The 25105-nt window shown below is 74.1% G+C and carries 19 protein-coding genes and 1 tRNA gene; 8 read left to right on the top strand and 12 right to left on the bottom strand.

From position 1 onward, the window contains the following. Positions 1-50: 50 nt before the first annotated feature. Together AC1DUE_RS04410 and AC1DUE_RS04405 are read right to left on the bottom strand one after the other, a co-directional pair. A tRNA-Met gene (locus AC1DUE_RS04410) sits at positions 51-124 on the bottom strand. Positions 125-218: 94 nt separating this feature from the next. Beyond that, on the bottom strand, positions 219-3197 hold the full coding sequence (locus AC1DUE_RS04405; RefSeq protein WP_477038181.1) for a UPF0182 family membrane protein: 2979 nt from the start codon (positions 3195-3197) through the stop codon (positions 219-221). Between the two features lie 172 nt (positions 3198-3369). Here AC1DUE_RS04405 and AC1DUE_RS04400 point away from each other — a divergent pair, with 172 nt between their 5' ends. After that, on the top strand, positions 3370-3921 hold the full coding sequence (locus tag AC1DUE_RS04400) for a PPA1309 family protein (protein WP_477038180.1): 552 nt from the start codon (positions 3370-3372) through the stop codon (positions 3919-3921). 19 nt (positions 3922-3940) lie between these two features. On the opposite strand, the gene AC1DUE_RS04395 is transcribed toward AC1DUE_RS04400, so the two are convergent. Continuing rightward, entirely contained in the window at positions 3941-5062 is a 1122-nt protein-coding gene (locus AC1DUE_RS04395; RefSeq protein WP_477038179.1) for a YlbL family protein, read from the bottom strand. Between the two features lie 29 nt (positions 5063-5091). Beyond that, complete coding sequence (locus tag AC1DUE_RS04390) at positions 5092-6171, bottom strand: NAD-dependent epimerase/dehydratase family protein (protein ID WP_477038178.1); 1080 nt, start codon at positions 6169-6171, stop codon at positions 5092-5094. Positions 6172-6254: 83 nt separating this feature from the next. On the opposite strand from AC1DUE_RS04390, the gene AC1DUE_RS04385 reads away from it, so the two are divergent. Continuing rightward, positions 6255-7637 (top strand): zinc-dependent metalloprotease, encoded by a 1383-nt coding sequence (locus AC1DUE_RS04385; RefSeq protein ID WP_477038177.1) that lies wholly within the window; start codon positions 6255-6257, stop codon positions 7635-7637. A 6-nt stretch (positions 7638-7643) separates the two neighbouring features. Here AC1DUE_RS04385 and AC1DUE_RS04380 read toward each other — a convergent pair whose 3' ends face one another. After that, the gene (locus AC1DUE_RS04380; protein ID WP_477038176.1) at positions 7644-8264 is read right to left on the bottom strand and encodes a YgjP-like metallopeptidase domain-containing protein; all 621 of its coding nucleotides are present in this window, start codon (positions 8262-8264) and stop codon (positions 7644-7646) included. A 193-nt stretch (positions 8265-8457) separates the two neighbouring features. Between AC1DUE_RS04380 and AC1DUE_RS04375 the strand changes: the two genes are divergently transcribed. Both AC1DUE_RS04375 and AC1DUE_RS04370 read left to right on the top strand, forming a co-directional pair. Continuing rightward, the gene (locus AC1DUE_RS04375) at positions 8458-8616 is read left to right on the top strand and encodes a DUF5679 domain-containing protein (protein WP_175348182.1); all 159 of its coding nucleotides are present in this window, start codon (positions 8458-8460) and stop codon (positions 8614-8616) included. 114 nt (positions 8617-8730) lie between these two features. Next, positions 8731-9660: a ThiF family adenylyltransferase gene (locus AC1DUE_RS04370; protein ID WP_477038175.1), complete on the top strand. Its 930-nt coding sequence runs from the start codon at positions 8731-8733 to the stop codon at positions 9658-9660. Positions 9661-9663: 3 nt separating this feature from the next. Here the strand turns inward: AC1DUE_RS04370 and AC1DUE_RS04365 are convergent, their stop codons facing one another. Continuing rightward, a complete protein-coding gene (locus tag AC1DUE_RS04365) occupies positions 9664-10011 on the bottom strand; it encodes a WhiB family transcriptional regulator (RefSeq protein ID WP_477038174.1) in 348 nt (115 codons plus the stop codon). 480 nt (positions 10012-10491) lie between these two features. Further along, the gene (locus tag AC1DUE_RS04360) at positions 10492-12459 is read right to left on the bottom strand and encodes an ATP-dependent helicase (protein ID WP_477038173.1); all 1968 of its coding nucleotides are present in this window, start codon (positions 12457-12459) and stop codon (positions 10492-10494) included. A gap of 125 nt (positions 12460-12584) precedes the next feature. Between AC1DUE_RS04360 and AC1DUE_RS04355 the strand changes: the two genes are divergently transcribed. Continuing rightward, a complete protein-coding gene (locus AC1DUE_RS04355) occupies positions 12585-12845 on the top strand; it encodes a mycoredoxin (protein WP_477038172.1) in 261 nt (86 codons plus the stop codon). Here AC1DUE_RS04355 and nudC read toward each other — a convergent pair. Beyond that, on the bottom strand, positions 12842-13804 hold the full coding sequence (nudC, locus tag AC1DUE_RS04350; protein ID WP_477038171.1) for an NAD(+) diphosphatase: 963 nt from the start codon (positions 13802-13804) through the stop codon (positions 12842-12844). The two genes, AC1DUE_RS04355 and nudC, sit on opposite strands and share 4 nt — an antisense overlap. A gap of 127 nt (positions 13805-13931) precedes the next feature. Between nudC and AC1DUE_RS04345 the strand changes: the two genes are divergently transcribed. Beyond that, positions 13932-14885, top strand: a complete 954-nt coding sequence (locus AC1DUE_RS04345; RefSeq protein ID WP_477038170.1) for a phosphotransferase — start codon at positions 13932-13934, stop codon at positions 14883-14885. A gap of 14 nt (positions 14886-14899) precedes the next feature. Here the strand turns inward: AC1DUE_RS04345 and AC1DUE_RS04340 are convergent, their stop codons facing one another. Next, a complete protein-coding gene (locus AC1DUE_RS04340; protein WP_477038258.1) occupies positions 14900-15628 on the bottom strand; it encodes a TetR/AcrR family transcriptional regulator in 729 nt (242 codons plus the stop codon). A 91-nt stretch (positions 15629-15719) separates the two neighbouring features. Between AC1DUE_RS04340 and AC1DUE_RS04335 the strand changes: the two genes are divergently transcribed. After that, positions 15720-16574 carry an NmrA family NAD(P)-binding protein gene (locus AC1DUE_RS04335; protein ID WP_477038169.1) on the top strand — a complete coding sequence of 285 codons (855 nt, stop codon included), beginning with the start codon at positions 15720-15722 and terminating at the stop codon, positions 16572-16574. A 21-nt stretch (positions 16575-16595) separates the two neighbouring features. On the opposite strand, the gene AC1DUE_RS04330 is transcribed toward AC1DUE_RS04335, so the two are convergent. From AC1DUE_RS04330 to AC1DUE_RS04320, 3 genes are all read right to left on the bottom strand, one after another. Beyond that, positions 16596-20156, bottom strand: coding sequence for an ATP-dependent helicase (locus AC1DUE_RS04330; protein ID WP_477038168.1), 3561 nt, complete (start codon positions 20154-20156; stop codon positions 16596-16598). Further along, positions 20153-23353, bottom strand: coding sequence for a PD-(D/E)XK nuclease family protein (locus AC1DUE_RS04325; protein WP_477038167.1), 3201 nt, complete (start codon positions 23351-23353; stop codon positions 20153-20155). The genes AC1DUE_RS04330 and AC1DUE_RS04325 overlap by 4 nt, the downstream gene beginning before the upstream one ends. Before the next feature lie 83 nt (positions 23354-23436). Continuing rightward, on the bottom strand, positions 23437-24312 hold the full coding sequence (locus AC1DUE_RS04320; RefSeq protein WP_477038166.1) for a DUF3152 domain-containing protein: 876 nt from the start codon (positions 24310-24312) through the stop codon (positions 23437-23439). Between the two features lie 168 nt (positions 24313-24480). Here AC1DUE_RS04320 and AC1DUE_RS04315 point away from each other — a divergent pair, with 168 nt between their 5' ends. Next, entirely contained in the window at positions 24481-25101 is a 621-nt protein-coding gene (locus tag AC1DUE_RS04315) for a TetR/AcrR family transcriptional regulator (protein WP_477038165.1), read from the top strand. The last annotated feature ends 4 nt before the right edge of the window (positions 25102-25105 follow it).

The following is a 25105-nucleotide window of genomic DNA, read 5'->3' as shown; positions in this document are numbered from 1 at the left end:
GCGTGAACGACGAAGGCCCGGACCATCAGGTCCGGGCCTTCGTCTTCTTGTAGCGGGGGCAGGATTTGAACCTGCGACCTCTGGGTTATGAGCCCAGCGAGCTACCGAGCTGCTCCACCCCGCGTCGGTGAGTACAACCTACCTCAGACCGCAGGGGCACCCAAATCGCAGGGCCCCGACCGGCGGTTGCGTACGTCACAACCGCCGGTCGGACGCCGTCACGGGCTGAGCTTCTCCTCGGCCGCGAGCGCGGCGTCGATGGCCGCGTCGAGGCTCTTCTGCGCCTCGCCGTAGGCCGCGAAGTCGCCGATCGCGAGGGCGGCCTGGCCGTCCTGGATCGCCTTGTTCGCCTGCTGGAGAGCCTTGGTCAGGTCGGCTCGCACCTGGGCCTGCGTGTCCGAGTCGGGGGGAGCGGTGCCGGTGTCGCCACCGGTGTCGCCCGTGCCCGCGTCGGGTGGCGTCGTCGGTTCCCCGGCAGTCGGATCGGTCCCGGCGTCGCCGGCGTCCGCACCTGAGTCGCCGCCGAACACCTGGTCGAGGGCACCGTCGAGGGTGTCCGCGAACCCGATGTTGTCGCCGAAGCCGACGAGCACGCGCTGCAGGGTCGGGTACGTGGTGCCGCTGGCTGCCTGGACGTAGACCGGCTGGACGTACAGCAGTCCCCCACCGACGGGCAGCGTGAGCAGGTTGCCGCGCCGGACCTTGGAGTCGCCGCGGCTCAGGATGTTGAGCTCGTTGGAGACCGTCGGGTCGGACGTGAAGTTGTTGTTCATCTGCCCGGGTCCGGGCACCGTCGAGTCGCGCGGCAGCTCGAGCAGCCGCATCTTGCCGTAGTCGGCCGACGGTTTGCCCGCCTCGCTGCCGGCGTCCGCGTCGACGGCGAGGTAGCCCGTCATCACGTTGCGCGCGTTGGCGCCCCGCGGGATGAACGTGGACATCAGCGAGAACTTCGCCTTGTCCTGGTCGGGCATCTTCAGCGTCAGGTAGTACGGCGGCTGCGGGACCTTGACGGTGCTCGTCGGGTCGTCCGGGTTGTTCCAGAAGTCGTTGCCCGAGAAGAACTGCACCGAGTCGGTCACGTGGTACTGGGTGAGCAGGTTGCGCTGCACCTTGAACAGGTCCTCGGGGTAGCGCAGGTGGCTCATCGTCGCGCCGTCGATGTCCGAGATCGGCTTGAGCGACGTCGGGAACGTCTTGGACCACGCCTTGAGGATCGGGTCCTTGGCGTCCCAGGCGTAGAGCGTGACCGAGCCGTCGTAGGCGTCGACCGTGGCCTTCACCGAGTTGCGGATGTAGTTCACGTTCTTCGGCTGGAGCGCCTGGATGGTGTCCGACGTCTCCGTGAGGGAGTCGGTCGTGGCGGCGTCGAGCGACCGGGACGCCGAGTACGGGTACTGGTCGGTCGTGGTGTAGCCGTCGATGATCCACTTGACGCGTCCGTCGACGACCGCCGGGTACACGCGGCCGTCGAGCGTCAGGTACGGGGCGACCTTCTGGACGCGCTCGCGCGGGTCGCGGTCGTACAGGATCTGCGAGTCGGGCGTGACGCGGTCGGAGAACAGGATGTTGCCCTGCCCGAACTTCAGCGCGTAGAGCAGCTTGTTCAGCGGGCTGCCGATGCTCGGGCCGGCGCTCACGGTCTGCGTCGGGAAGCGCGTGTTGACGGCACCGGAGGACGCGTCGTCCGGGTAGTCGAGCTCCCAGCCGGTCGTGCCCCCGGGGCCGCCGACGATCGAGTACTCGGGCGACTTCGGGCTGAAGTAGATGCGCGGCTCGTAGGGGCCCATGTCGCCCGTCGACGGGATGCCGCCCTCCCAGAAGTCGGGGGCACCGCGCGCGGCGGTCGTGTTGCCGAACGCGGCGACGACGCCGAAGCCGTGCGTGTAGACCGTCGCGTCGTTGGTCCAGTTGCGCTGCTGCGCGTCCAGGCCGGCCAGGTCGAGCTCGCGCACCGCGATCACGGTGTCGCGGCTCTCGCCGTTGACCTCGTAGCGGTCGACCGCCAGCGAGTCCGGGAAGTCGTAGAAGCCGCGGATCTGCTCGAGCTGCTTGAACGACGGGCTGACCACCTGCGGGTCGAGGAGCCGGATCGACGCCGTCGTCTCGGCGTCCTGGCGCAGGGCGCCGGCCTCGGCCGTGACCTTGGCGGTGTAGTCGGTGGTCTCGACGTCCTTGAGCCCGTAGGCGTCGAGCGTCGCGTCGATGTTGCGGGAGATGTACTCCGACTCGGCGTCCTGCTGGTTCGGCTGCACCTGGAACTTCTGCACGACGGCCGGGTAGATGCCGCCGACGGCGATCGCCGCCACGATCATGAGCCCGACGCCGATGGCCGGCAGGCGCCAGTTGCCACGGATCGCGGTGACGATGAACAGCACGGCCACGAAGATCGCGATGAGGGCCAGGATCAGCTTGGACGGGATGACGGCGTGCACGTCGGTGAACGAGGCGCCCGCGAACTTGTTGCTCTGGCTCTTGGTGAGGATCGAGTACCGGTCGAGCCAGTAGTTCGCGGCGATGAGCAGCATGATCACCGCGGCGATGACCGACAGGTGCACGCGGGCCGCGCGGGTGGTGCGCGGCGCCCCGCCGCGCTGGCCACCGATCCGCAGGCCGCCGTAGAGGTACTGGGTGGCGACGGCGCCGATTCCCGCGAGCACCGCGACAGCCATGAGGAACGACGCGACGAACCGCAGGCCCGGCAGCGTGAACATGTAGAAGCCGAGGTCGATGTGGTACTGCGGGTCCACCTGGCCGACGGTGCCGCCGTGGATCCAGAGCTGGATGGTCGCCCACTGCTGGGACGCCGCGGCGCCGGCGAACAGGCCGAGCACCGCGGGGCCGACGATCATCACGAGCCGACGCAGCGGCTCGATCGCCTCGCGGTACTGGTCGAGGTTCGCCTGCTCCTGCGTGGAGGGCGCGTACACCGGCCGGGACCGGTACCCGAAGCTGAGGCTCCAGCCGACCGCGCCCGCCATGATGGCGAACCCGAGCACGAACAGGATCAGGCGCGTGCCCCACTCGGTGGCCAGGACCTGGCCGAAGCCGAGCTGGCGGTACCAGAGCACCTCGGTCCACACCTGCGCGAGGATCAGCACGACGATCACGAGCACGCCGAGCGTGATCAGCGTCGGTACGAGCGCTCCCCGCCGGCGCTGGCGTGCCGGGGCTGGGCGGGGCGGATTGGCAGATGTCACGGTGCTGCGGTCCTCGTCGTCGGCAAAGCGTCCTGGCTGGTCTGGCACGGTACCGGACCTGCCTGAACGGCCGCACCGGGCGAACCGCTCGATCCCAGAACGCATCGTTCACGGCGCCAGTTCCCACCGTTACCAGTTCGAGTCCCGAGGCGTCCGGATGCGACCATGAGGGGTGACCGAAACTGCTCCGGACCCCGCGCTGAGCGCGCTCGCCGAATCCGTCCTCGAGATCGAGCGGCACGTCGCCGAGGCGGGCTGGGACGGACCGGTGCGCGTGTTCGCGCTGGTCCGGACACAGGAGGCCCTGCTGACCGAGCCGGGCCTCGCCGCACAGCTCGAACCGTCGGTGCTGGCGGCCGCGACCGCGCAGCCCTGGCACCTCACCTCGATCGAGCAGGAGGAGCTGCCCTCGGCGCCGGACCTGGAGACGCTCCTGGCCGGGCTCTCGTGGCCGGCCACCGTCGACGGGATGGCCGTCACGGTCGAGCGCGTCGTGCTGCCGCCCGCGGCCGAGGAGGCCATGCCCGACGACGCCGGTGCGGCCCTGGAGTACCTGCTTGCCCATCCCGAGCGGCAGGACGTGCGGCTGGCGGTCGGGGCGCTGCGCGGCGGACCGTCGTGGTGCGCCGTGCGGATGCGCGCCGACGACGACCCCCAGCAGGTCGGTCAGGGACCCGACCTCGTCCCCGGGCTCGTCGCCGCGGTGCGCTCGACCTTCGACTGAGCGAGCGAGCCGGGCCCGCCTACGGAGCAGGCGTGCAGGTCGGCAGGTCGCTCGTCTTGCCCGCGCCGATCGCCTCGACCGCGAGGCGGGCCTCGTGCAGCGTCGCGATCTTGACCACGCGGAGCCCGTCGGGCACGTGCCCGACCACCTCGTCGCAGTTCGACGACGGCGCCAGGAACCACGACGCACCGTCGCGCAGCGCTCCGGGCATCTTCTGGCGGATGCCCCCGATGGGGCCGACGTCGCCGTTCACGTCGATCGTCCCGGTCCCGGCGATGTCCTTGCCGCCGGTCTCGTCCTGCGCCGTCATCTTGTCGATGATCCCGAGCGCGAACATGGTCCCGGCGCTCGGGCCGCCGATGTCGTCGATGCTGATCGTCACGTCGACCGGGAAGTCGAACGACGGGTCGATGTAGATGCCGATCTGCGCGGTGCCGTCGTCCTTGGTGCCCGTGACGACCGGCACGTCGACCGTCTGGCCCTGCCGCGTGACGGTCAGGGTGATCGTCGACCCCGGGTCGACCTCGCCCAGGTGGTCCAGCAGGGTGGTGTAGTCCGGCACCGGGATGCCGTCGATGGCGACGATGACGTCGCCCTTCTCGACCTTGCCGTCGGCGTCGGAGTCCTCGACCGTTCCCGCGACGACGAGCGTGGCGGGGACCTCGTAGCCCAGCTCCGTCAGCGCGGCCACGGTCGCGTTCTCCTGCGACGAGACCATCTCGGCGTTGTTGGACTCGTTGATCTCGTCCTGCGACGCGTCCGGCGGGTAGAGCAGCTCGACGGGGAGCACCACCGACGACGGCGACACCCAGCCCGAGATGACGTCGCGGATGGTCGACGGGAACCCCGGCCCGCCGGTCCCGGAGACCGTCGTGAGCCGCAGCTCGCCGGTCGTCGGGAAGGTGTCGGCGCCGCTGATCGTGATGAGCGGGGTGCCGTCGTGCTCGCCGAGCACGTTGCGCGTGGGACCGGGGCTGTTCACCGCGTACGGCGTCGGCAGCACGATCAGCACCGCGAGGAGCACGGCCGACGCGAGCATCGCGACCGAGAGCATGATCGAGCGCGGGGTGGCGCGGGGCGCCGGCTCGTCGAAGTCGTACGGCGTCTGCGGTTCCGGCGCGACCGGGGGCTGCTCGAGCACCTGCCGATCATCCCCTACGCAGGGGTGCGTCAGCGCCCTCGCCGCGCACGGGCCTGCCGCCATACGGCCGCGGTCCCGACGAACGCCACCGCCGCACCGGCCGCACCGATGGCCGCGGCGTCCCGCGTGCCCAGCCGCCGACCGGCCACGGCCACCCGGCCCTGGACCCCCTCGAGCAGCACGTCGAGGCACTGCGCGCTCGACCACGCGGGCTCCCAGCCCGCGGCCCGCAGCCCGTCCGACGCCACGGTCCACGGGTACACGACGAACGCCAGCTCACCGGCCGGCGAGGGCAGGACCCCGACCTTGTGCAGGCGCTCGGCGGTGCCGAAGGCGGTGGTCGCGGCGAGCTCGATCCCGCGCATCCCGGCGGCCCGCAGCACCTGGCCCGGCTCGAGCGCGTCCGTCGCCCCGACCGTCAGCGGTCCGACGAGCCCGTGCTCCACCGCGAACCGCGCGGCCGACGCCACGTCGTCGACGTGCACGAACTGCCACTGCCGCCTGGCGCCGCGCACCGTCAGCAACCTGGGCGCCTCGAAGTGCCGCGTGACGAACGTGTCGACGCCCGCACCCGCGAGCGCGGCCGGCCGCAGGACGGTGATGAGCGGGCTCCCGCGTCGCGCACCGCGCTCGAGCACCGCCTCCATGGCGAGCAGGTCGCCGACGAGCCCGTCGCGGGACGCCTCGTCGAACGTGGCCGCGGCATCTGCGTCCCGGATCTCGGGCCGGTCGGGCCACGCCCCGTGCACGGCCGCCGACGAGATCGCGACGAGGTGCCGTGCACCGACGGCCCGCGCCGCGGCCAGGGTGCGCTGGGTGTGCGCCACCACGGCCTTCTGCCGTTCGCTGGCACCACGCGAGCCGGCGCCGACCATGTCGCCGGGGTGCCCGACGAGCACCACGACCGTCGCGCCGGCGAGCAGGTCCCGCGCGCCCTGGGGCGGCAGCTCGTCGACCGTTCGGACGGTGCTCCGGGGGTCCTGCCACCCGGTCGCGAGGCCGCGCGCGACCGGGCCGCGCCCCACCMCGACGACGACGGCTGCGTCGTCGTCGGCCGTCGTCGCGACCCCCCGCCGCGGGCTGCGCCCTGAGCGAACCTGCTCCCCCACCGTTCCCCGATCCCCGGGCTGCATGGTTACTTTGGAAACGCAGCCGACCCAATCGTCTCAGGTGGTTCTTCGAGGAGGACACAGTGAGTCCCGACAACTCCGCCGTGCCGGGCGACAGCGTCCCTGCCTGGGAGCAGATGATGCGCGCCATGCTCGGCGAGGGCGCCGACGAGGCGATCCGCGAGCTCCAGTCGCGCGGCTTCGACCCCGCCGCGATGGCCGCTGCCTCGGGACTCCCCGACGACCCCGCCGCGCTCCAGCAGGTGGTCGCCCAGGTCCAGGCGCTCCTGTCGGCGTCGGGAGACGAGCCCGTCAACTGGCAGATGGCGCACGACCTCGCCCGCCAGCAGGCCGCCGCCGGCGGCGACCCGTCGCTCACGGCCCACCAGTCCAAGCAGGTGCTCGACGCGCTCGCCGTCGCGGAGCTCTGGCTCGACGCAGCCACCGACCTGCCGCCCTCGACCGGCACCCCGCACGCATGGAGCCGCGCCGAGTGGGTCGAGGCGACCCTGCCGACCTGGCGGACCCTGACCGAGCCCGTGGCCTCCTCCCTGTCCTCGGCGCTGGTCGAGGCGCTCGGCGGCTCGCTGCCGGGGGGCCTGGACGCGCCCGAGCTGCCCGGCCTCGACCCGAGCCACCTGCTGCGCCAGCTGGGGTCGGCGGTGTTCGGCATGCAGGTCGGCCAGGCCGCCGGGACCCTCGCGCGCGACGTGTTCGGCACGACGGACATCGGGCTGCCGCTGCTCGACAGGCCGGCTCCCGCGCTCGTGGCCGCGAACGTCGACGAGTTCGCCGAGGGCCTCGACGCGCCGGCCGACGAGGTGCGCCTCTTCCTCGCGCTGAGGGAGGCAGCCGCAACCCGGCTCTTCACGCACGTGCCGTGGCTGCGCTCGCACCTGCTGGCGACGGTCGAGGCCTACGCCCGCGGGATCACGATCGACGTCGACCAGCTCGAGGACGCGGTCTCGTCCATCGACCCCACCGACACGGCTGCCCTGCAGCAGGCGCTGTCGGGCGGCGTCTTCGCCCCGCACACGACGCCCGACCAGGTCGCGGCCCTCGAACGGCTCGAGACGGCCCTGGCGCTCGTCGAGGGCTGGGTGGACGAGGTCGCGTCGAACGCGGCGCTCCCCCACCTGCCGCACACCATGGCGCTGCGCGAGATGATCCGCCGCCGCCGGGCCGCCGGCGGTCCGGCCGAGCAGACGTTCGCCAACCTCGTCGGCCTCGAGCTGCGACCCCGCCGGCTGCGCGACGCCGCCGCGCTCTGGGCCCAGATCGCCCGCGACAACGGCCCGGCCGCGCGCGACGCCGTCTGGGACCACCCCGACCTGCTGCCCGGCACCGAGGACCTCGACGACCCCTCCGGCTACGCGGCCCGCCGCGCGACCGCGGTCGACGACGCCGCCGAGATCGACCGCGCGCTGGCCGAGATCCTCGGCGAGGACCCGGACGACAAGGCCTGAGGGGTCCTAGACCTCGTCGAACAGCGTGGTGCTGAAGTCGTCGTCCAGGCTGTCGTCCACGTGGTCGACGGCGTCCGGCGTCTCGTCGTCCTCCTCGTCCGCCGGTTCCCCGGCCGGGCGGTCCGCCCCGTAGGCGTAGCCCTCGAGGAAGCCCCGCGCCCGGGTGGTGCGCGGGTAGGAGTCGAGCTCGGCCCAGAAGTCCGGGCCGTGGCCCGCGTGCAGCAGGTGCGCCAGCTCGTGCAGCAGCACGTAGTCGAGGACCCACCGCGGCATCCCGCGGACGCGGTCGGAGATCCGGATGGTGCCGTCCGACGGTGTGCAGGAGCCCCAGCGGCGCCCCTGGTTGGTGGCCCAGCGCACGCTCGTGGGGATCGCGCGGCTGCCCAGGTACCGGGCGGAGAGGTCCAGCGCCCGGGCCGCGAGCTCGACGTCCGACGGCTTTCGACGACGTTCCTGGGCGTCCAGCCGGGCGAGCATCCGCTCGACCCACTCGTTCTCCTGGGCGCGCGTGAACCGCGCGGGGACGGCGACGATCGTGCGCTCACCCTCGCGCCAGGCCGAGACCGTGCGCACGCGTTTGCGCGACCGGCGGATCTCGACCTGTGACAGGTCCTGCGTGGACGGCACCCCTGAACGCTAGCGCGGCCGTCCGACACCCACGGGAATTCCCCCGTCTGCGCACGGCGCGTCCCGCGGAATCTCGCCGATCTGGGCGCGCGAGCCCACTACTGTGATCGTCGCGCGGGCGTCGGTGCTTCACCACGCCCGGCCGCCGGCCGGCGGATCCCCGGTCCGGTGCACGACACCGAGGGAGGCCACCATGGCTGAGACGTATGCGGGCGAGTTCTACTGCGTGAAGTGCAAGGAGAAGCGCGAGGCCGAGGGCGACGTCGTCATCTCGGAATCGGGTCGGCGCATGGCCAAGGCCGTCTGTCCGGTCTGCGGCACCAAGCTGAACCGGATCCTCGGCAAGGCCTGACCACACCCAGCACCGCGCCACGGGGCATCGTCCGGACGGACGGTGCCCTTCGGCATGTCCGGGGCCTGTGGACGACCCCCGACGCCCGCTCCGACGAGGTGCCAGAGTCCACGGATGCGACTGCGTGGAGGGCTTCGTGTGCTGCGCCGGAGCGCGACCGAGGTGCAGGTCGGAACAGATCCGCGCTGGGCGGTCCGGCTCACCGACCTCCCCCCGTCGGACACGGACCTCCTGGTCGACCCCGTGGTCGCGGGCCTGCTGTCCCAGGCCCACCTGACCCAGGACGACGACGAGCCTGTGCTGCGAGGGCCGTCGGCGGTGGATGCGCAGGTCTGGTCGCTGCTGCGCCCGGCCGCGGACGGTCCGTCGGTGGTAGCAGCGCGCGAGGAGCGGGTGGTCGCGGTCCTCGGGCTCGGTCCGACCGGCCTGGGCATCGCTGTCGGTCTCGCCGCGGCCGGCGTCGGCACGGTCCTCCTGGACGACGAAGCGGCGGTCCGCCCGTTCGACGTCGGGCCGACGGGATACTCCTGGACGGACGTCGGGGCCTCGCGCACCTCGGTCGCCGCGCGCCGGCTGCGGGACGTCGCGCCGCGGGTGTCGACGGAACCGGTGCGCTCACCGGACGTCGTCGTGCTCGTCGAGACCGACGTCGCCGACCCGCTCCGCGGACCTGCCCTCGTCGCCGCGGGGACCGTGCACCTGTCGGTCGTGCTCCGGGAGGCGGACGTCGTCGTCGGCCCGCTCGTCGTGCCCGGGCGAGGCCCGTGCCTGCGGTGCCTCGACCTGCGCCGCACGGATGCCGACCCGGCCTGGCCGAGCCTGCTCGACCAGCTCGGTCGCTCCGACCCGGCCGTCGAGGCCGCCGCGACCGCTGTCGTCGCCTCGGGACTCGGAACGGCCGCGGTGCTCGCCCACCTCGACGGTGCCGGTGGTCGTCCACCGGGCACGGTCTTCGAGGTCAGCGCTCCGGGCGCGGTCCCCCGGGAACGCGCCTGGGCGGTGCACCCTGACTGCGGGTGCACCGCCCTCCCGGCCGTCCCGTAGCGGTCATGCCGCGGGAGCCGCGTCCTTGCGGGGACGTCCACGACCACGCTTGGTCGCGACCACCACACCGCCGATGAACACCTCGCCACCCCAGACGCCCCACGGCTCGGCACGCTCGAGGGCGCCGGCCAGGCAGCCCTCCATCAGCGGGCACTCCCGGCAGAGGGCCTTGGCCTGCTCCACCTGGGCGGTGCGCTCCGCGAACCAGAGCTCGGGGTCGTTGGACCGGCAAGGGATGAAGTCGGCGACCATCTGGTCGAACTGCTGACGGTCGTCGGTCGTGCTGTCGGTAAGGGGCCAGGGGCCGGATCCGCCCTGGTTCACCGTGTCGAGCAGCGTCGTGAGCCGCACGATGTCCTCCTGATGTCCTTGCTGGTGAGCGTCTTGCGTCGGTGCCGGACCGTCCGCCTTCGCCCACCCGAGTCATCGGGAGAAACAGAAAGGCCGCGGGTCCGAGTTCGGACTCCGCGGCCTGTGCCCTCGTGGAGGGCCTAGATCATGGGAGTCCAGATACGGGGGTGACGATCGGTCCACGTGCGCTTCGACACGGCACGACCGATCGGCTCGAGAGCGGCACCGCCGATAGGCAGAGCGCTCCCCTGGTAGCCGAAGGCGACGGGTGCGAGAGATCGCGGAAGGAACGCGCAAACGGCGTTCGTCGTCTCGATCATCGTGATGTTCATCGGGGCACCCACCTCCTTCGCACTCGGGCCCTCGCGTCTTCCGCGCGGCCCATCAACAGGGACATCGTCACCCTAGGGCGGGGTTCCGAGGGTCGACAACCTAATTAGCGACAAATCTTCGACGAGTTTTTGCCATCGCCCGTTCGGCTCAACGAACCGGGCTCCGGAGCGCCTCGAGGACCTGTTCCCCGACGTCCGCGAGCATCCTCGGCCCGACGCCGCGCACCTGACCGAGCTCCTCCAGGGTGGCCGGTCGGCGCTCCGCGATCGCGCGGATCGTCGCCGTGGTCAGCACCGAGCCCGGCTGCCGGTTCAGCTCCGCCGCCCGGGCGTCACGCCACCGCGTGAGCGACCCGACGAGCTGCTCGTCGGGCTCGGCGGTCGACACCTTGACGGAGCGGCGCTCGCCCGGCCACAGGTCGGTGAGGAACCGCGACACGTTGCGCGACGCCCGCGCCCGCGGGTGCCGCGCCCGGGAGTACGACAGCTCGAGATGCTCGCGCGCACGCGTGATCCCGACGTAGAGCAGCCGGCGCTCCTCGGCGACGGCCGCATCGGTCTGGGCCTGCACGGTGGGCAGGAGCCCGTCCGAGAGGCCCACGAGGAACACGGCCTCCCACTCGAGGCCCTTGGCGGCGTGCAGCGACGCGAGCGTGACCCCCTCGACGGTCGGCGCGTGCTGCGCCGCGGCGCGCTCGTCCAGCTCCGCGACGAGGTCCGAGACCGTCGGCGCGGCTGCCGTCGGCGGGGCGGCCGCCAGCGTGTCGGCGAGCGAGACCAGTGCCTGGAGCGCGTCCCAGCGCTCGCGGCTCGCACCGCGACCCTCGGGCGCCTTCTCGGTCCAGCCGGCCGAGCGCAGGATGTCGCGCACCGCCTCCGGCATCGGCACCTCGGGGTCCGCGCTGCGGGCGCCGCCGCGCAGCAGGACCAGCGCTTTGCGCACGTCGGCCCGGTCGAAGAAGCGGGCGTTGCCCCGGACCTGGTAGCCGATCCCCCGGTCCGCGAGCGCGGCCTCGAACGCCTCAGACTGCACGTTCGTCCGGAACAGGACCGCGATCTCGGCGGCCGGCACCCCGCTGCGGATCAGCCCCGCGATCTGGGTGGTCACGCCGACCGCCTCCGCGTCGTCGTCGGCGTACGTGACGAACGAGACGTCGGGGCCGTCCGGGCGCTGGGCGCGCAGGGCGAGGGCGGCCGGACCGTCCGCCCGCCGCATCAGGTGGTTGGCGAGGCCCACCACCTGCGGCGTCGAGCGGTAGTCGCGGACCAGCTCGATGGTGGTCGCTCGGGGAAACGACGCCGTGAACGCCGTGAGGTGGTGGGCCGTGGCACCCGCGAACGAGTAGATGGTCTGGCTCGGGTCGCCGACCACGCACAGCTCGTCGCGCCCCCCGAGCCACTGGTCCAGGAGGTACTGCTGCAGCGGGCTGACGTCCTGGTACTCGTCGACGACGAAGTACTTGTACTGCTCGCGCACCGAGTCGGCGACGTCGCGGCGCTCACCCAGCATCGCCGCCAGCAGCAGCAGCACGTCCTCGAAGTCGATGACGCCCTGCTGGTCCTTGGCCGTCTCGTACGCGGTCATGAGGCGGGCGACGGACTGCGGGTCGACGCCGCCCGGCGCGGGCCGGTCCGTCGCGGCGGCGGCCTTCTCGTAGTCGTCCGCCGTGACGAGCGAGACCTTGGCCCACTCGATCTCCGAGGCCAGGTCCCGCACGCTCTCCCGGTCGGTCTCGACCCCGACGAGCTGCGCGGCGTGGGCGACGACCTGCAGCTTCTTCTCGAGGATCCGCGGCGGCGCACCGCCGACCACCTTGGGCCAGAAGAAGCCGAGCTGGCGCAGTGCGGCCGCGTGGAACGTGCGCGCCTGGACGCCCGAGGCGCCCAGCAGGCGCAGGCGCGTGCGCATCTCCCCGGCGGCGCGCGCCGTGAACGTCACGGCCAGGACGTTGCCCGGCCGGTACGCGCCGACCTGGATCCCGTAGGCGATCCGGTGGGTGATCGCCCGCGTCTTGCCCGTCCCGGCGCCCGCCAGCACGCGGACGGGGCCGCGCAGCGTCGTCGCGACGGTCCGCTGCTCGGGATCGAGCGCGTCGAGGAGGGGTTCGGAGGACATCGCGCCCAGTCTCGCAGCCCGCACCGACAGGGCCGAACGGGTTGTGGACGGCAGTCGTCGGGAATCGAACGGCCGTCCAGTATGTTGACGCCTTCGGCGACCACCCGACGAACGACCGAGGACCGATGACCACGCAGACCCTGCCCGCGACCGGCACCGTGACGATGTACTCCACGACCTGGTGCGGCTACTGCCGTCGACTGAAGACCCAGCTGGACTCGGCGGGCATCGGGTACACGGAGATCGACATCGAGGACGTCCCGGACGCCGCCGAGCTCGTCGCGTCGCTGAACGGCGGGAACCAGACCGTCCCGACCGTGATCTTCCCCGACGGCACCGCGGCGACGAACCCGTCGCTGGTCGAGGTCAAGGCGCGCCTCTCCTAGAGGGGTCCGCCGAACCACTCCTCGACGAGGGCGCGCGCGATCGAGGTCCGCCCCGGCGCGACGACCTCCTTGCTGGCCACCGCGGCGGCGAGCTCGTCGCGGGTGAACCAGCGCGCGTCCGCGAGCTCGACCCCGTCGACGACGACGTCGGTGCTCAGGGCCACGGCCCGGAAGCCCAGCATGAGCGAGGCCGGGAACGGCCACGGCTGGCTGCCGCGGTAGGACACGTCGCCGACGACGACCCCCGTCTCCTCGAGCACCTCGCGCCGGACCGCGTGCTCGAGCGACTCCCCGGACTCGACGAACCCGGCCAGCGTCGACCAGCGTCCCGGCGCCCACTGCGCGGCGTGGCCCAGCAGGATCCGGTCGGCGGCGTCGACGACCGCCATGATCACCGCGGGGTCGGTGCGAGGGTAGTGCTCCGAGCCGTCGACCACGCAGACGCGGATCCAGCCCGCCTGCTCGACGCGCGTCGCGGCGCCGCAGCGCGGGCAGCGGACGTGCCGGTCGTGCCACGCGTCCAGCGCGACCGCCGTGGTCGCCAGCCCGGCCTCGGCTCCGTCGAGCGTCGCGCCCAGCTCGCGCAGCGACGTCCAGCCTGTCGGCTCCACGGTGGCCCGGCGGTGCACGAGCACGTCCGACGGCTCACCGGCCAGCGGCAGCGGGTCCGGCTCGGGCACCCGGCGGGCGAGGTAGGTGACGCCGTCGTGGTCCTCGCCGAGCAGCAGCCAGTCGGCGCCGGGCTCGTCACCGTCCGCGTGCGGGAGGTCGGCCGCGTCGGCCGCCGACCGGAACGCCAGCGAGCGCTCGGGGGTGGTGCTCACCGACCCGCCCCGGACCAGCAGGATGCGCGTCGAGGGAGTCGCCAGCGCCGTCGCGACGACGTCCGGATCGCTCCGCCGGTGCGCGGCTCGGTCGATGTCGGCACGGGACAACGGCAGGTCCTCGGAAACGATCACTCGCGCCACGCTACGCGGAGATCGCGGTCCGACGATTCGGACAAGGCCGTGCCAACCGGACGATTCGGGCGCGGACACGCCGGGCGGCTCCCCAGGATGGACGGTGGGTCGCTCCTATCCTGAGCGCGTGGTCCGCTCACCCCTCGCCCTGGCCGCACTGGCAACCGTTGCCGTGCCGGGCCTCGACGCGTTCGACGTCCGTCGTCCTCCCCGACCGGGGACCGACTACGACACGGCCGTCGTCATCGACTCGACCCGGCAGCGTTGGGTGGTCCGCGCGCCGCAGCACGCCGCGGCAGGTGCCGCGCTCGAGGCCGAGGTGGTCCTGCTCGGGCTGCTGGGCCCCGAGGCCGCCGCCGGTCGCCTGCCGTTCGACGTCCCCGTGCCCGCCGGATTCGCGCACCTGCCCGAGGGTGGGCGCGCCACCGTGCACCAGGAGATCCCCGGTCAGTCCCTCGACCTCGAGCACCTGCAGCCGGGTCCGGGCCTCGCGGCGTCGCTCGGTCGAGCGCTCGCCGCGCTGCACGAGCTCCCGACGAGCATCGTCGAGAACGCCGGCCTTCCCGTGTACGACGCCTCGGCGTACCGCCAGCGTCGGCAGGCCGAGGTCGACGAGGCCGCGCGCACCGGCAAGGTCCCGCCCGCGCTCCTGCGCCGCTGGGAGGCCCGCCTCGAGGACGTCGCCCTCTGGCGGTTCCGGCCCACCGTCGTGCACGGCGACCTGAGCGCCGACCGCGTGCTCGTCGCCGGCGAGACCGTGACGGGGATCCTGCACTGGGGCGACGCCTGCGTGGCCGACCCCGCCGACGACCTCGCCTGGCTGCTCGTCGCCGCACCGTCGGACGCCGCGGACTCGATCATGGAGGCGTACCAGCTGCGCCGCACCGAGCTCATCGACCCGCACCTGGTGGACCGGGCACTGCTCGCCGGCGAGCTGGCGCTGGCACGGTGGCTGCTCTACGGGGTGCGGACCGACGACGCCGAGATCATCGACGACGCGGTCGCCATGCTCGTGGACCTCGACGACCACACGCGCGTCCTCGACGACGCGGAGGCCGAGGCCGAGCGCCAGATGGCGTGACGCCCTCGGGGTCGTCAGGCCTGCTGCTCCGAGAGGGCGTCGACCGCACGGCCGAGCCACTCGGTCAGCAGGTCCCGCTCGGGAGCGCTCAGCATGTCGAGCCGCGGGGCGATCGCCCGCATCGCGACGGTCGCCGCCAGGACCCCGCCGGCGGGGCGATCGTCCCCGTCCGTGAGGATCTGGCGCAGGACGGCTTCGTAGATGTCGTCCGCGAGGCCGTCGTCTCGCTCGTCCGGCGGTGCCGTCAGGAGCGTCAGGATCGCGCCCGTCCCGGCGGCCGCTATGAGGTTCACCGCGCGTCGCTCGCTCACCCGCAGCCGTCCGGTCTCGGCCACACGTCGGACGCGGGACTCCAGGACGCGCAGCCCTGAGACCGTCGCCGCCGATCGCTCGGCGCGGGTCGGGTCGGTCAGGAGGCGGAACAGGTCCGGGTTGGCGAGGCCGAAGTCGATCTGCGACCGCCAGCCGTCGCGCAGGTCGGCCAGCGGGTCGACACCGCTCGTCGACGCGGCCTCGACCACCTCCGCCTTGGCCGAGACGAACGTCGCCATGGTGCGCTCGGCCACCGCCTCGAGCAGGCCGTCCTTGTCGCCGAAGAGCCGGTAGATCGTCGGCGCCTGCACCCCGGCGCCCTCGGCGACCGCGCGCGTGGTGACGGCCGAGGCACCCTGCTCGCGCAGCAGACGCGCCGCGACGTCGACGATCCGCGCCCTCGTGGCGTCCCGGCTGCTCGTGGCATCCATCACGTAGCAACGATAACGCAGACCTGATAGCGCTATGCGTTACCCGTGATATCGTCCGGTCGATATCATCGTTAGCACGAAGGGTCCCACCATGATCATCGTCACCGGCGCGACCGGCGCCCTGAACGGCGCCACCGTCGACCACCTGCTCGAGCGGATGCCCGCGAGCGACCTCGCGGTCGTGGCCCGCGACGCCGGCAAGGCCGAGCGCTTCGCCGACCGCGGCGTCGAGGTCCGACACGGCGACTACGCCGACCCGAGCACGCTGCGCGCAGCGTTCCGAGGCGCGGACCAGCTGCTCCTCGTCTCGTCGAGCGACCCGGCCGCCGACGCCGTCGCGCTCCACCGGAACGCGATCGAGGCGGCCGTGAGCGCGGGGGTCGGTCGCATCCTCTACACCAGCCACCAGGGAGCGGCGGTCGGCAGCCCGTTCGGCCCGGGGCACGACCACGCCGTGACCGAGCAGCTGCTCGACGACTCGGGCATCGCCTGGACGTCGCTGCGCAACGGCTTCTACGCCCACAGCCTGAGCTGGCTCACCGGCGCCTGGCGCGAGACCGGTGTGATGACCGTGCCCGCCGACGGGCCGGTCTCGTGGACGGCTCGCGAGGACGCCGCCGAGGCCGCAGCACTGATCCTCGCCTCGGACGGCGCGTTCAACGGGCCGATCACCCTGACCGCGACCGCCGCTCCGACGTTCGAGGACCTGGCCGTCATGGCGTCCGAGCTCACCGGGCGCACGATCGAGCGGGTCGTCATGGACGAGGACGACTGGGTCGCGACGCAGGTGGCCGCGGGCCGGCCCGAGGTCGCCGTGCGCTTCGTCCTCGGCATGTACCAGGCCGCCGAGGCCGGCTACTTCGCCGGCGTGGACCCGCTGCTCCGCACCCTGCTGGGTCGGGAGCCGGTCACCGCGCGGGAGATCCTCGCGGCCCCGGTCGGCTGAGCCCGCAGGTGGCGGCCGCGGTCAGCGATCGGGACCGTCGCCCACGAGCCCGTCGAGGTCCAGCGTCGGCTGGTTCGTGGGTCGACGCGTCTTGCCGCCCGTCCACCCCGACCGGGCGTGTGCGGGGGCGTTGTCGCGACGACCGGCGCGGTTCGTGCCCGGCGCCGCGGCGCGGGAGGGGCGCGGGGCGAGGGGCACCTCGCGCGTCGTCGCCGACCTCAGGAGCGCGGTGATCTCCGCCTCGTCGAGCAGCCGTTCCGGGTAGACCGTCGCGCCCGAGCCGACGTAGCAGAAGGCTGCGCGCACCCGGTCGAGCGGGATGCCGGTCCACCGCGACCACGCCAGCCGGTAGACGGCCAGCTGCACCTCGCGGGCTGCACGCGCCTCGTCGTCCCGCGGCGGGGCGCCGGTCTTCCAGTCGACCACGACGACACCGCCGGGCCGGTCGGCGGCGGGGTCGGCGAACACCGCGTCGATCCGCGACCGCAGCACGTAGCCGTCCACGGGCGTCTCGACGTCCACCTCGATCGCGATCGGCGACCTGTTGGCCCACTCGGACGCCTGGAACGCCTCCTGCAGCGCCTGCTCGTCGAGGTCGGTCGTCGCGCTCTCGTCGTCCGCGCCGGGCAGCGAGTCGACGTCGACGAGCGCCGCCGAGCCGTACCAGCTCTCGACCCACGCGTGGAACCGCGTGCCGCGGCGAGCCTGGCTGGACGGCTCCGCCGGCACCGGCCGACGCAGGTGCCGTGCGAACTCGGCCGCGTCGGTCTCGAGCCGGACGAGCGCCGACGCCGACAGGTGCGCGGGCACCTCGACCTCGCCGGACGGCCTGCGGACGCGCTCCTGCTCGACCAGCAGCCGCGTCGCGAGCAGCTCCCACGGGTGGCCCGCGCTCGCCTCGGGCGACGGTTCGTCGGGGACCTGCATCGCCTCCCGGACGCGTTGCGCGGCGCCCTCCACGTGCGCGCGCCGCACCGACACCCCGTCGGTCGCGAACGGGTCCGCGGGCCACGTGGCCGTCAGCACGAGAGCGCCCCGCGGGTTCTCCTCGCCGTCGAGCGGCGCGCTCTCCCACGCGTCGAGCTCGACCAGCCCGACCTCCGCCAGCTCGTGCAGGAACGTCGACACCTTGCGCGGGCGCGACCCGTCGCCCCACCAGGCCGCGGTGAGGAAGAGGTCGGTGCGCGCGCGCGTCAGGGCGACGTAGGCGAGCCGCCGCTCCTCGGCCACCTGGTGGTCGCCGGCGCGGAGCACGAAGTCCTTGCGACGCTCCTCGAGGTCCTTCGGGTCGGCCGCGCCCGTGAGGTCGAAGGTCGGAAGGTCGTGGCGGTCGCCGCGCAGCGGGTACGGCAGCGAGCCGAGCCCGGTCAGCCAGGCGGAGTCCTTCGGGCCCTCCTTGCCCTGCGTCGCCGTCGCGGGCAGGCCGCCGTCCACCAGTCCCGCGACCGCGACGACGTCCCACTCGAGCCCCTTGGCCGCGTGCACCGTGATCAGCTGGACCGCATCCGGGTCGGGCTCCGCGACGGGCATGTCCAGCCCGTGCTCCTTCGCCTCGGCCGCCTCCAGCCACGCGAGGAAGCCCCCGAGGTTGGGGTGGTCGGCCGAGCGCGCGAAGTCGGCGGCGACGTCGCGGAACGCGTCGAGCTGGGCCCTGGCGCGGCCCGGAGTCGTGCCCGCGCGGGCGGCGACCTCGATGTCCAGCCCCAGCAGCCGCTCGGCCTCGGCGACGAGCTCGGGCACCGACAGATAGGTGTGCGACCGCACGACCCGGAGCAGTGCTGCGAGCTCGACCAGCCGCGCCCGGCCGGTCGCGCTGAGCGTCCGCCCGCTACGGCTCGTCCACCCGGCGGCCGGCAGCTCCCCGATCGCGTCCAGCGCGTCGACGATGCTGCGCTCGTCCACCGCGTCGGCCTCGACGACGACCGACCCGTCGACCGCCGGGGTGTCGCCGGTCGTGACGCGTTCCGACCGCGACACCCCCGTGTGCCGGGCGGCGAGCTCGCCGGCCCAGGCCGCCAGGGCGTGCAGGTCGGACGCGCCCAGCGCGGTGCGCGCACCCGTGAGCAGGCGCATGAGGGCGTCGCCGCGCGACGGGTCGTGCGCGGCCTGCAGCACGGCGACCAGGTCCACCACCTCGGGGGCGGACAGGAGCCCGCCGAGCCCCACGACCTCGACCGGCAGGCCACGGGCCCGCAGCGCGCGACGCAGCGGCTCGAACTGCGACCGCTTGCGGCACAGCACCGCGGCGCTCACGCGTCCCGCGCCGTTCACGGCCGGCCGCCACCGCTCGGCGACGAACGTCGCGACCGCGCTCGCCTCGTCCTCGACCGTCGCGGCCACGTACCCGTGCACCCGACCGTCGCCCGCTCCTGGCCTCGACGTGAGCACCGGCACCTCGACCCGCGTGCTGGCCGCGCGCAGCGGACCCGCGACGTGGTTCGCGGCAGCGAGGATGCGGGCGTCGTTGCGCCACGACGTCGAGAGCTGGTGGACGTCGGCCGGGGTGCGGGTCCCGTCGTCGTGGACCTGCGGGAACTGCGTCGGGAAGCCCTCGAGGCCGCCCGCGCTGGCGCCCCGCCAGCCGTAGATCGACTGGTGCGGGTCGCCGACGGCGGTCACCGGGTGGCCGTCGCCGAACAGCGCTCCGAGCAGGGTCAGCTGGGCGTACGAGGTGTCCTGGTACTCGTCCAGCAGCACCACCCGGAACCGGGTGCGCTCACCTGCGCCGACCTCCGGGACGTCGAGGGCCAGCCGTGCCGCGAGCGCGACCTGGTCGCCGAAGTCGATGGCGTCGGCGGCGCGCTTGCGTCGGCGGTACTCCGCGACGAGCTCGACCACGCGGACGCGCTCGCCCAGCGACCGGAGCAGCTTCTTGATCTCGGCGTAGGGCTCGCGCGCCGGCGTCCCAGCGGGCGTCGCGAGCAGCGCCTCGATGATGTCCTCGATGCCGTCGCGCGCCGCGGATGGCTCGAGCAGGTGCTCGTCGAGGGCACCCGAGAGCGTGAGCACCGCCTCGATGACCGTCGAGGTCGCCGCGTCCGTGTCGAGGTCGTCGCCCCACGCCTCGACCACGTCGGCGGCCAGCTGCCACTGGGCGGCCTCGCCGAGCAGGCGGGCCGACGGGTCCAGGCCGAGCCGCAGGGCGTGGTCGGCGACCAGCGAGGCCGCGTAGGAGTTGTAGGTGGAGATCGTCGGCCGGGCCAGGCCCACGAGGGCGTCCCCCGAGCCGACGTCCGCCAGCTCGACCCCCTGGGCCGCCGCAGCGCGCGAGAGCGTCCGCAGGCGCTTGCGCACCCGCTCGGCCAGCTCGCCGGCGGCCTTGCGCGTGAACGTGAGGCCGAGCACCTGGTCGGGCTGCACCACGCCGTTGGCCAGCAGCCAGACCACGCGGGCCGCCATCGTCTCCGTCTTGCCCGACCCCGCTCCCGCGACCACGAGGGACGGGGCCAGCGGCGCCTCGATGATGCGGCGCTGCTCGTCGGTCGGCGCAGGCTGGCCGACGAGCTCCGCGATCTGGGCGGCGGACAGGACCGGGGCCGGGTGCGGGTGCGGCACGGGCTGCTCCGTCAGGACGCTCGTCATGCGACCACCTGTCCGCCCTCGCCGCGCACCGGGCACGAGCGGCGGACCGGGCACCGGTCGCAGAGGTCGTTCGCGGTCGCCTCGAACGTGGAGGCGGCCATCTTGTCCGCGACCTGGTCCACCATGACGCGCGCCCAGCTGGGCCCGTCGGTCTCCGGGCCGAGGGCCGGCTGCACACGGGTGGTGGCCGAGACGCCCGTGCCCAGGTAGACCAGCTGCGCGCCGCCGCTCGTCGCCCCGTGCGGCAGGTCCGCGAACGCTCCGGCGTCCACCGCGAGCTGGTAGGCGCCGAGCTGCGGGTTCTCGACCGCCTTGGCCACGCTCGGCGGGCTCGCGCCGGTCTTCAGGTCGACCACCCGCACCGCGCCGTCGTCGGCCTGCTCGACGCGGTCGACACTGCCGCGCAGGGTGGCCCGGTCCGTCTCGAGGGAGAACGCGCCCTCGACCAGCAGGGGCTCGCCCGCGGTGCGCAGGTAGCCCGCCAGGCGCTGGACCATCGCGTCCGCGCGGCGACGCGTCGCCATCGCCGGCCAGCCCGTGCCCAGGCCGAGCTCGCCCCAGCGGCGGTCGAGCGCGGCCGAGAGCTCCGCGTGCGTGCCCTGCGGGTGCTCCTGCGCGATCGCGTGCAGCAGCGTGCCGAGGTTCTGCCCACCGCTCGCCGACGCGGTGCCGCCCGCAGCCTCCAGGGCCCAGCGCAGCGCACACCGTTGCGCGGTCTCGACCTTGGACGGCGAGACCGGCACCCGTTCGTCCTGCGCCCACAGCGGGGCGTCGCTCGACGGGGCGGCGAGTCCCAGCCACTCCCCGGGGTCGGCACCCGCGACACCCTCGGCGGCCAGCCGGGCCAGGGTCCGCGCCGCCGCCGGGTCGGGGTCGACACCGTCGAGGGCGGCCTGTTCGAGGTGGGCACGCAGCTGGGCGACCAGGCCGCGCAGGTCCAGCGGCGCCGGCGCGCTCGTCCGGCGCGGGTCGACGTCCTCGTCGTTCGGCTCGACCAGCTCGACGAACAGCGACGGCTGGTGGTCGACGTCGTCGACCGCCGTCACGAGCAGGGACGTGCGGGCGCGCGAGCAGGCGACGGCGAACGTCCGCAGCTCGTCGGCGAGCACCGCCTGCCGTGCCTCGGCGGCCTCGCGGCCCGGGTCGGAGACCGTGCCGGCGCGACCGGCGACGATGTCCACCAGCGCCTGCGCGCCGAGCAGGGAGTCGCGCMGGCGCAGGTCCGGCCAGGTGCCGTCCTGCACCCCGGCGACGACGACGACCTCCCACTCCCGGCCGGCAGCACCGGCCGGCGTGAGCACCTGAACGGCGGCCCGCCGGGCGCGGGCGGCGAGCGAGTCGGACGGCAGGTCCTGCGCCTGGAGCCAGTCGACGAACGCCGCCGGGGTCGAGCGCGGCATCCGGTCCACGAACGTCTCGGCCGCGCGGAAGACCGCGAGCACCGCGTCGAGGTCGCGATCGGCCCGCTCCCCCGCCGCGCCGCCGGCGAGCGCGGACCTGCGCCAGCTCTCGGCCTGGTCGGCGGCGGCCCACAGCGCCCACAGGACGGTCTGCGCGTCGGCGTCGGCACGCGCGGCCGCGGCCCTGCCGGCGTCGAGGACCCGGGCGAGGCGGACGAGCTGGCGGGCCGCGAGCGGCAGCTCGTCGGCGGTCTGGCCGCCGAGCGCCTCCACCAGGAGCACGTCGCTGGCCCGGCCGCCGCCGGAGGCGATCTCGTGCGCTCGCAGGGCGCGGCGTACGCGCCGCAGCCCGACCGCGTCCAGCCCGCCGAGCGGCGAGCACGCCAGGCGCGCTGCGGTTCCCGCGTCCAGCTCCACGGCCCCGACGCACACACGCATGGCGTCCAGGAGCGGCGCGACGGCCGGCTCGTCCCGCAGGGGGACGTCGCTGCCGAGCACGCTCACGGGCACCGCCGCCCCGGCGAGCGCGCGCCGCAGCGTCGTGACCTGCGCGCCGGTCGGTGCGACGACCACCATCTGCGCCCACGGCACGTTCTGCTCGATGTGGGCGGTGCGCAGCGCGTGCGCGACGTAGGCCGCCTCCTGCGCGGTGCTCGGCAGCAGCGCCACGCGCGCGCCGGTGCCCGCCTGACCCACCGCGGTCGCCAGCCGGTGCCGGACGACGCCGACCGTCCCGATGCGCTCGGTGATCCGCTCGACCACCCGCCGCATCGGGCCGTCGTGCCGCCAGACGGTCCGCAGGGTGGTGGTGCGCGCGCCGAGCTCGCCGGGGCCCGATCCTGTGACGACCGCGCGACCGACCAGGGACGGCGTGGCACCGCGGAAGGTCTGCACCGCGGCATCGGGGTCGGCCAGCAGGACCACGCGGGCGCGGTCGTCGGCGAGCGCCCCGACGAACCGGGCGGTCGCCGAGGTGCTCTCCTGGTAGTCGTCCACCACGACCAGGCTCCAGCGCGGCCGGACCGCCCCGGGGACCTCGTCCTCCCAGGTGACGAGCGCCTGCGCGGCCTCGTCGACGACGACCGCCGGGTCGAGCCGCGCGCCCAGGTCCGGCGTCCCGGTGCGCAGCTCGACGATGTCCAGGTACTCCTCGTAGAGCCGCGCCGCGCTCACCCACGACGGCCGCCGGTGCAGGTCGCCGAGCTCGGCGAGGTCCGCGGGCCGCACCCCGCGCTCGGCGGCGCGCATCAGCAGGTCCCGCAGCTCGTCGCGGAACGGGCGCAGCCCGAGGACGTCGGGCCGCACCTCGGCGGGCCACGCGAGCGGGACGCCGTCGCCGGCCGCGTGCCCGGCCAGCAGCTCGCCCAGCATCAGGTCCTGCTCGGCGCCGGAGACCAGCGTGGGGGGCGGCTCCCCGAGCAGGGAGGCGCGCGCCCGCAGCACGGAGAACGCGGCCGCCGCGGCGGTCTGCACCAGCGGGCGTCCGGACGTCGCGCGCAGGCGGGCCGAGAGCCGGTCGCGCAGGTCGGCCGCGGCGCGCCGGCTCGCGGCGACCACGAGCACGTCGTGCGGGTCGAGCCCGGCGTCGACCGCCGCGACGACGGCCTCGACCGCCACCGTGGTCTTGCCGGTGCCCGGGGCACCGAGCACCAGGAGCGCCGGATCGGCCCCGCGGGCGACGGCCGCCACGACGGCGGCCTGGTCGGTGTCGAGCTGGACCAGCGACCCCGGCCCGGAGGACGGGACGTCGGCGAACGCCGGGCGCACGAGGCGCAGGGCGGGCGTCGCGGTGGTCACGCAGACGAGTCCATCACGAGCCACCGACAGGCTCGTGCAGGACCCGCGACGAACGGTGGATCGGGCGAAGAACTAGCGGACGCTCAGGGAAACGGCCACGCGTTCGGGACGCACGGCGCGACCTTGTAGGACTGCTGCTGCATGACCGGGGCGATCTGCCCGGCACCCCCGCAGCGCTCGTGCTGGTGCCCGAGCAGGTGCCCGACCTCGTGGTTCACCAGGTACTGGCGGTAGAGGGTCTTGTCGGCCGCGTACTCCTGCGTCGCCTCCACCCACCGCCGCAGGTTGAGCGCCGCGTGCCCGGCCCGGCCGCAGGAGACCTCGCCGTCCGTTCGCAGCGGGGCGCAGAGGTCGTCGACCGTCTCCGGCGAGGCGAGCAGGACGCGCAGCTCGGCGTCGCCGTCGGTGCGCGCGAACGACATCGACCCGTCCCCGCCCCAGCCGCGCGGATCGTTGAGCGTGGCCATGACCGTCGCGGCGAACGCGGACCCGTCCACCGCCAGCCCGGCCTCCACCTCTACGCGCACGGTCCGCACCGCACCGACACCCGGCCCCGGGTCGCTGCCGGGGACGACGACGAACGTGCCCTCCGCGACCTCGGGCACCACCGCCGAGAGCAGACCCGCGGAGACGTCCGCGGCCGTCAGGCCCGGCGGCAGGGCCGTCACGCTCGGCACGGGGTCCACGACCGGCGGCGCCGACGATGGCGCCACGACCGGGTCGGGCACGCCGAACGGCCGGTCCCCGGCGGTGCGGCTCTGCAGCCCGGTCCGGTCGAGCAGGTCGCCGTCCGGCGTCACGGCTCCGAGCTCGTCGGCCGCGGTCGTCGCGGTGCTCGTCGGCACCCCGAAGAGCCCGGCCGCGCGAGGATCGTTCGACGCCGCGAACGCGCTCCCGGCGCCTGCGACGAGCCCGAGCGCGACGGCCAGGACGAGGGCGCCGCGACGGTGCAGAGGCACACCACGGTGGCGCGGCGGCCGGTGCGGGCGCCTCGTGCTGTCGGCTTTCCGGCTTTTGCCGGGGATTGTCACACCGCACATCGTCGCATCGTTGACACATCACGTCGCTACCATCACGGGATGACGGCCGGGACAGACGATTCCACCCCTCGTCCGCGCAGTCCGCGGATGGCTCGAGACGAGCGCCGTGCGCAGGTGCTCCGCATCGCCCAGGAGCTCTTCTCCACCGAGGGCTACCACCACGTCTCCATGGACGACATCGCCGAGCGCGCCGAGGTCAGCAAGCCGGTGCTGTACCGCCACTTCCCGTCCAAGCTCGACCTCTACCTCGCCGTCGTCGACCTGCGCGGCACCGACCTGCTCGTCGCCGTCGACGCAGCCGTCGCCGGGATCGAGCAGGGACCGGTCCGCCGGGGCGACGGGCGCGACGTCATCGCGGCGATCGTGCGCGCGTACGTCATGTTCGTCGAGGGCGCAGGAGAGGCGTCCGTGCTGCTCTTCGAGTCCGACGTGACGCACGACGCCGACGTGCGCGCCCGCGTCGAGCACGCCTCCTCGCAGGCGGCCCTGCGCATCACGACCGTGTTGTCCGAGGTCACAGCCCTGTCGCTCGAGGACGCAGGTCTGCTGGCCGTCTCGCTGATCGCGATGGCGCAGGGCGCCGCGACGCATCGCCTCCGCAAGCCCGACGACGTGGCGCCCGAACGCACCGTCGAGCTCGTCACGCAGCTGGCCTGGGGCGGGGTGTCGGCGCTGATCCGGCCCGACTTCGTCTACGAGGACGCCTAGGATC

The sequence above is a fragment of the Cellulomonas sp. P4_A2 genome (assembly GCF_056402515.1).
Note: the sequence above shows the minus strand (reverse complement) of the source record. Positions and strands in the feature narration are given on the sequence as shown.

Bases quoted from the DNA above. Each gene is read 5' to 3' on its own strand.
- AC1DUE_RS04375 (WP_175348182.1), top strand. From the start codon at position 8,458: ATGGCTGAGACGTATGCGGGCGAGTTCTACTGCGTGAAGTGCAAGGAG.
- AC1DUE_RS04370 (WP_477038175.1), top strand. From the start codon at position 8,731: ATGCGACTGCGTGGAGGGCTTCGTGTGCTGCGCCGGAGCGCGACCGAG.
- AC1DUE_RS04360 (WP_477038173.1), bottom strand. From the start codon at position 12,459: ATGTCCTCCGAACCCCTCCTCGACGCGCTCGATCCCGAGCAGCGGACC.
- AC1DUE_RS04355 (WP_477038172.1), top strand. From the start codon at position 12,585: ATGACCACGCAGACCCTGCCCGCGACCGGCACCGTGACGATGTACTCC.
- AC1DUE_RS04340 (WP_477038258.1), bottom strand. From the start codon at position 15,628: ATGGATGCCACGAGCAGCCGGGACGCCACGAGGGCGCGGATCGTCGAC.
- AC1DUE_RS04335 (WP_477038169.1), top strand. From the start codon at position 15,720: ATGATCATCGTCACCGGCGCGACCGGCGCCCTGAACGGCGCCACCGTC.
- AC1DUE_RS04330 (WP_477038168.1), bottom strand. From the start codon at position 20,156: ATGACGAGCGTCCTGACGGAGCAGCCCGTGCCGCACCCGCACCCGGCC.
- AC1DUE_RS04315 (WP_477038165.1), top strand. From the start codon at position 24,481: ATGGCTCGAGACGAGCGCCGTGCGCAGGTGCTCCGCATCGCCCAGGAG.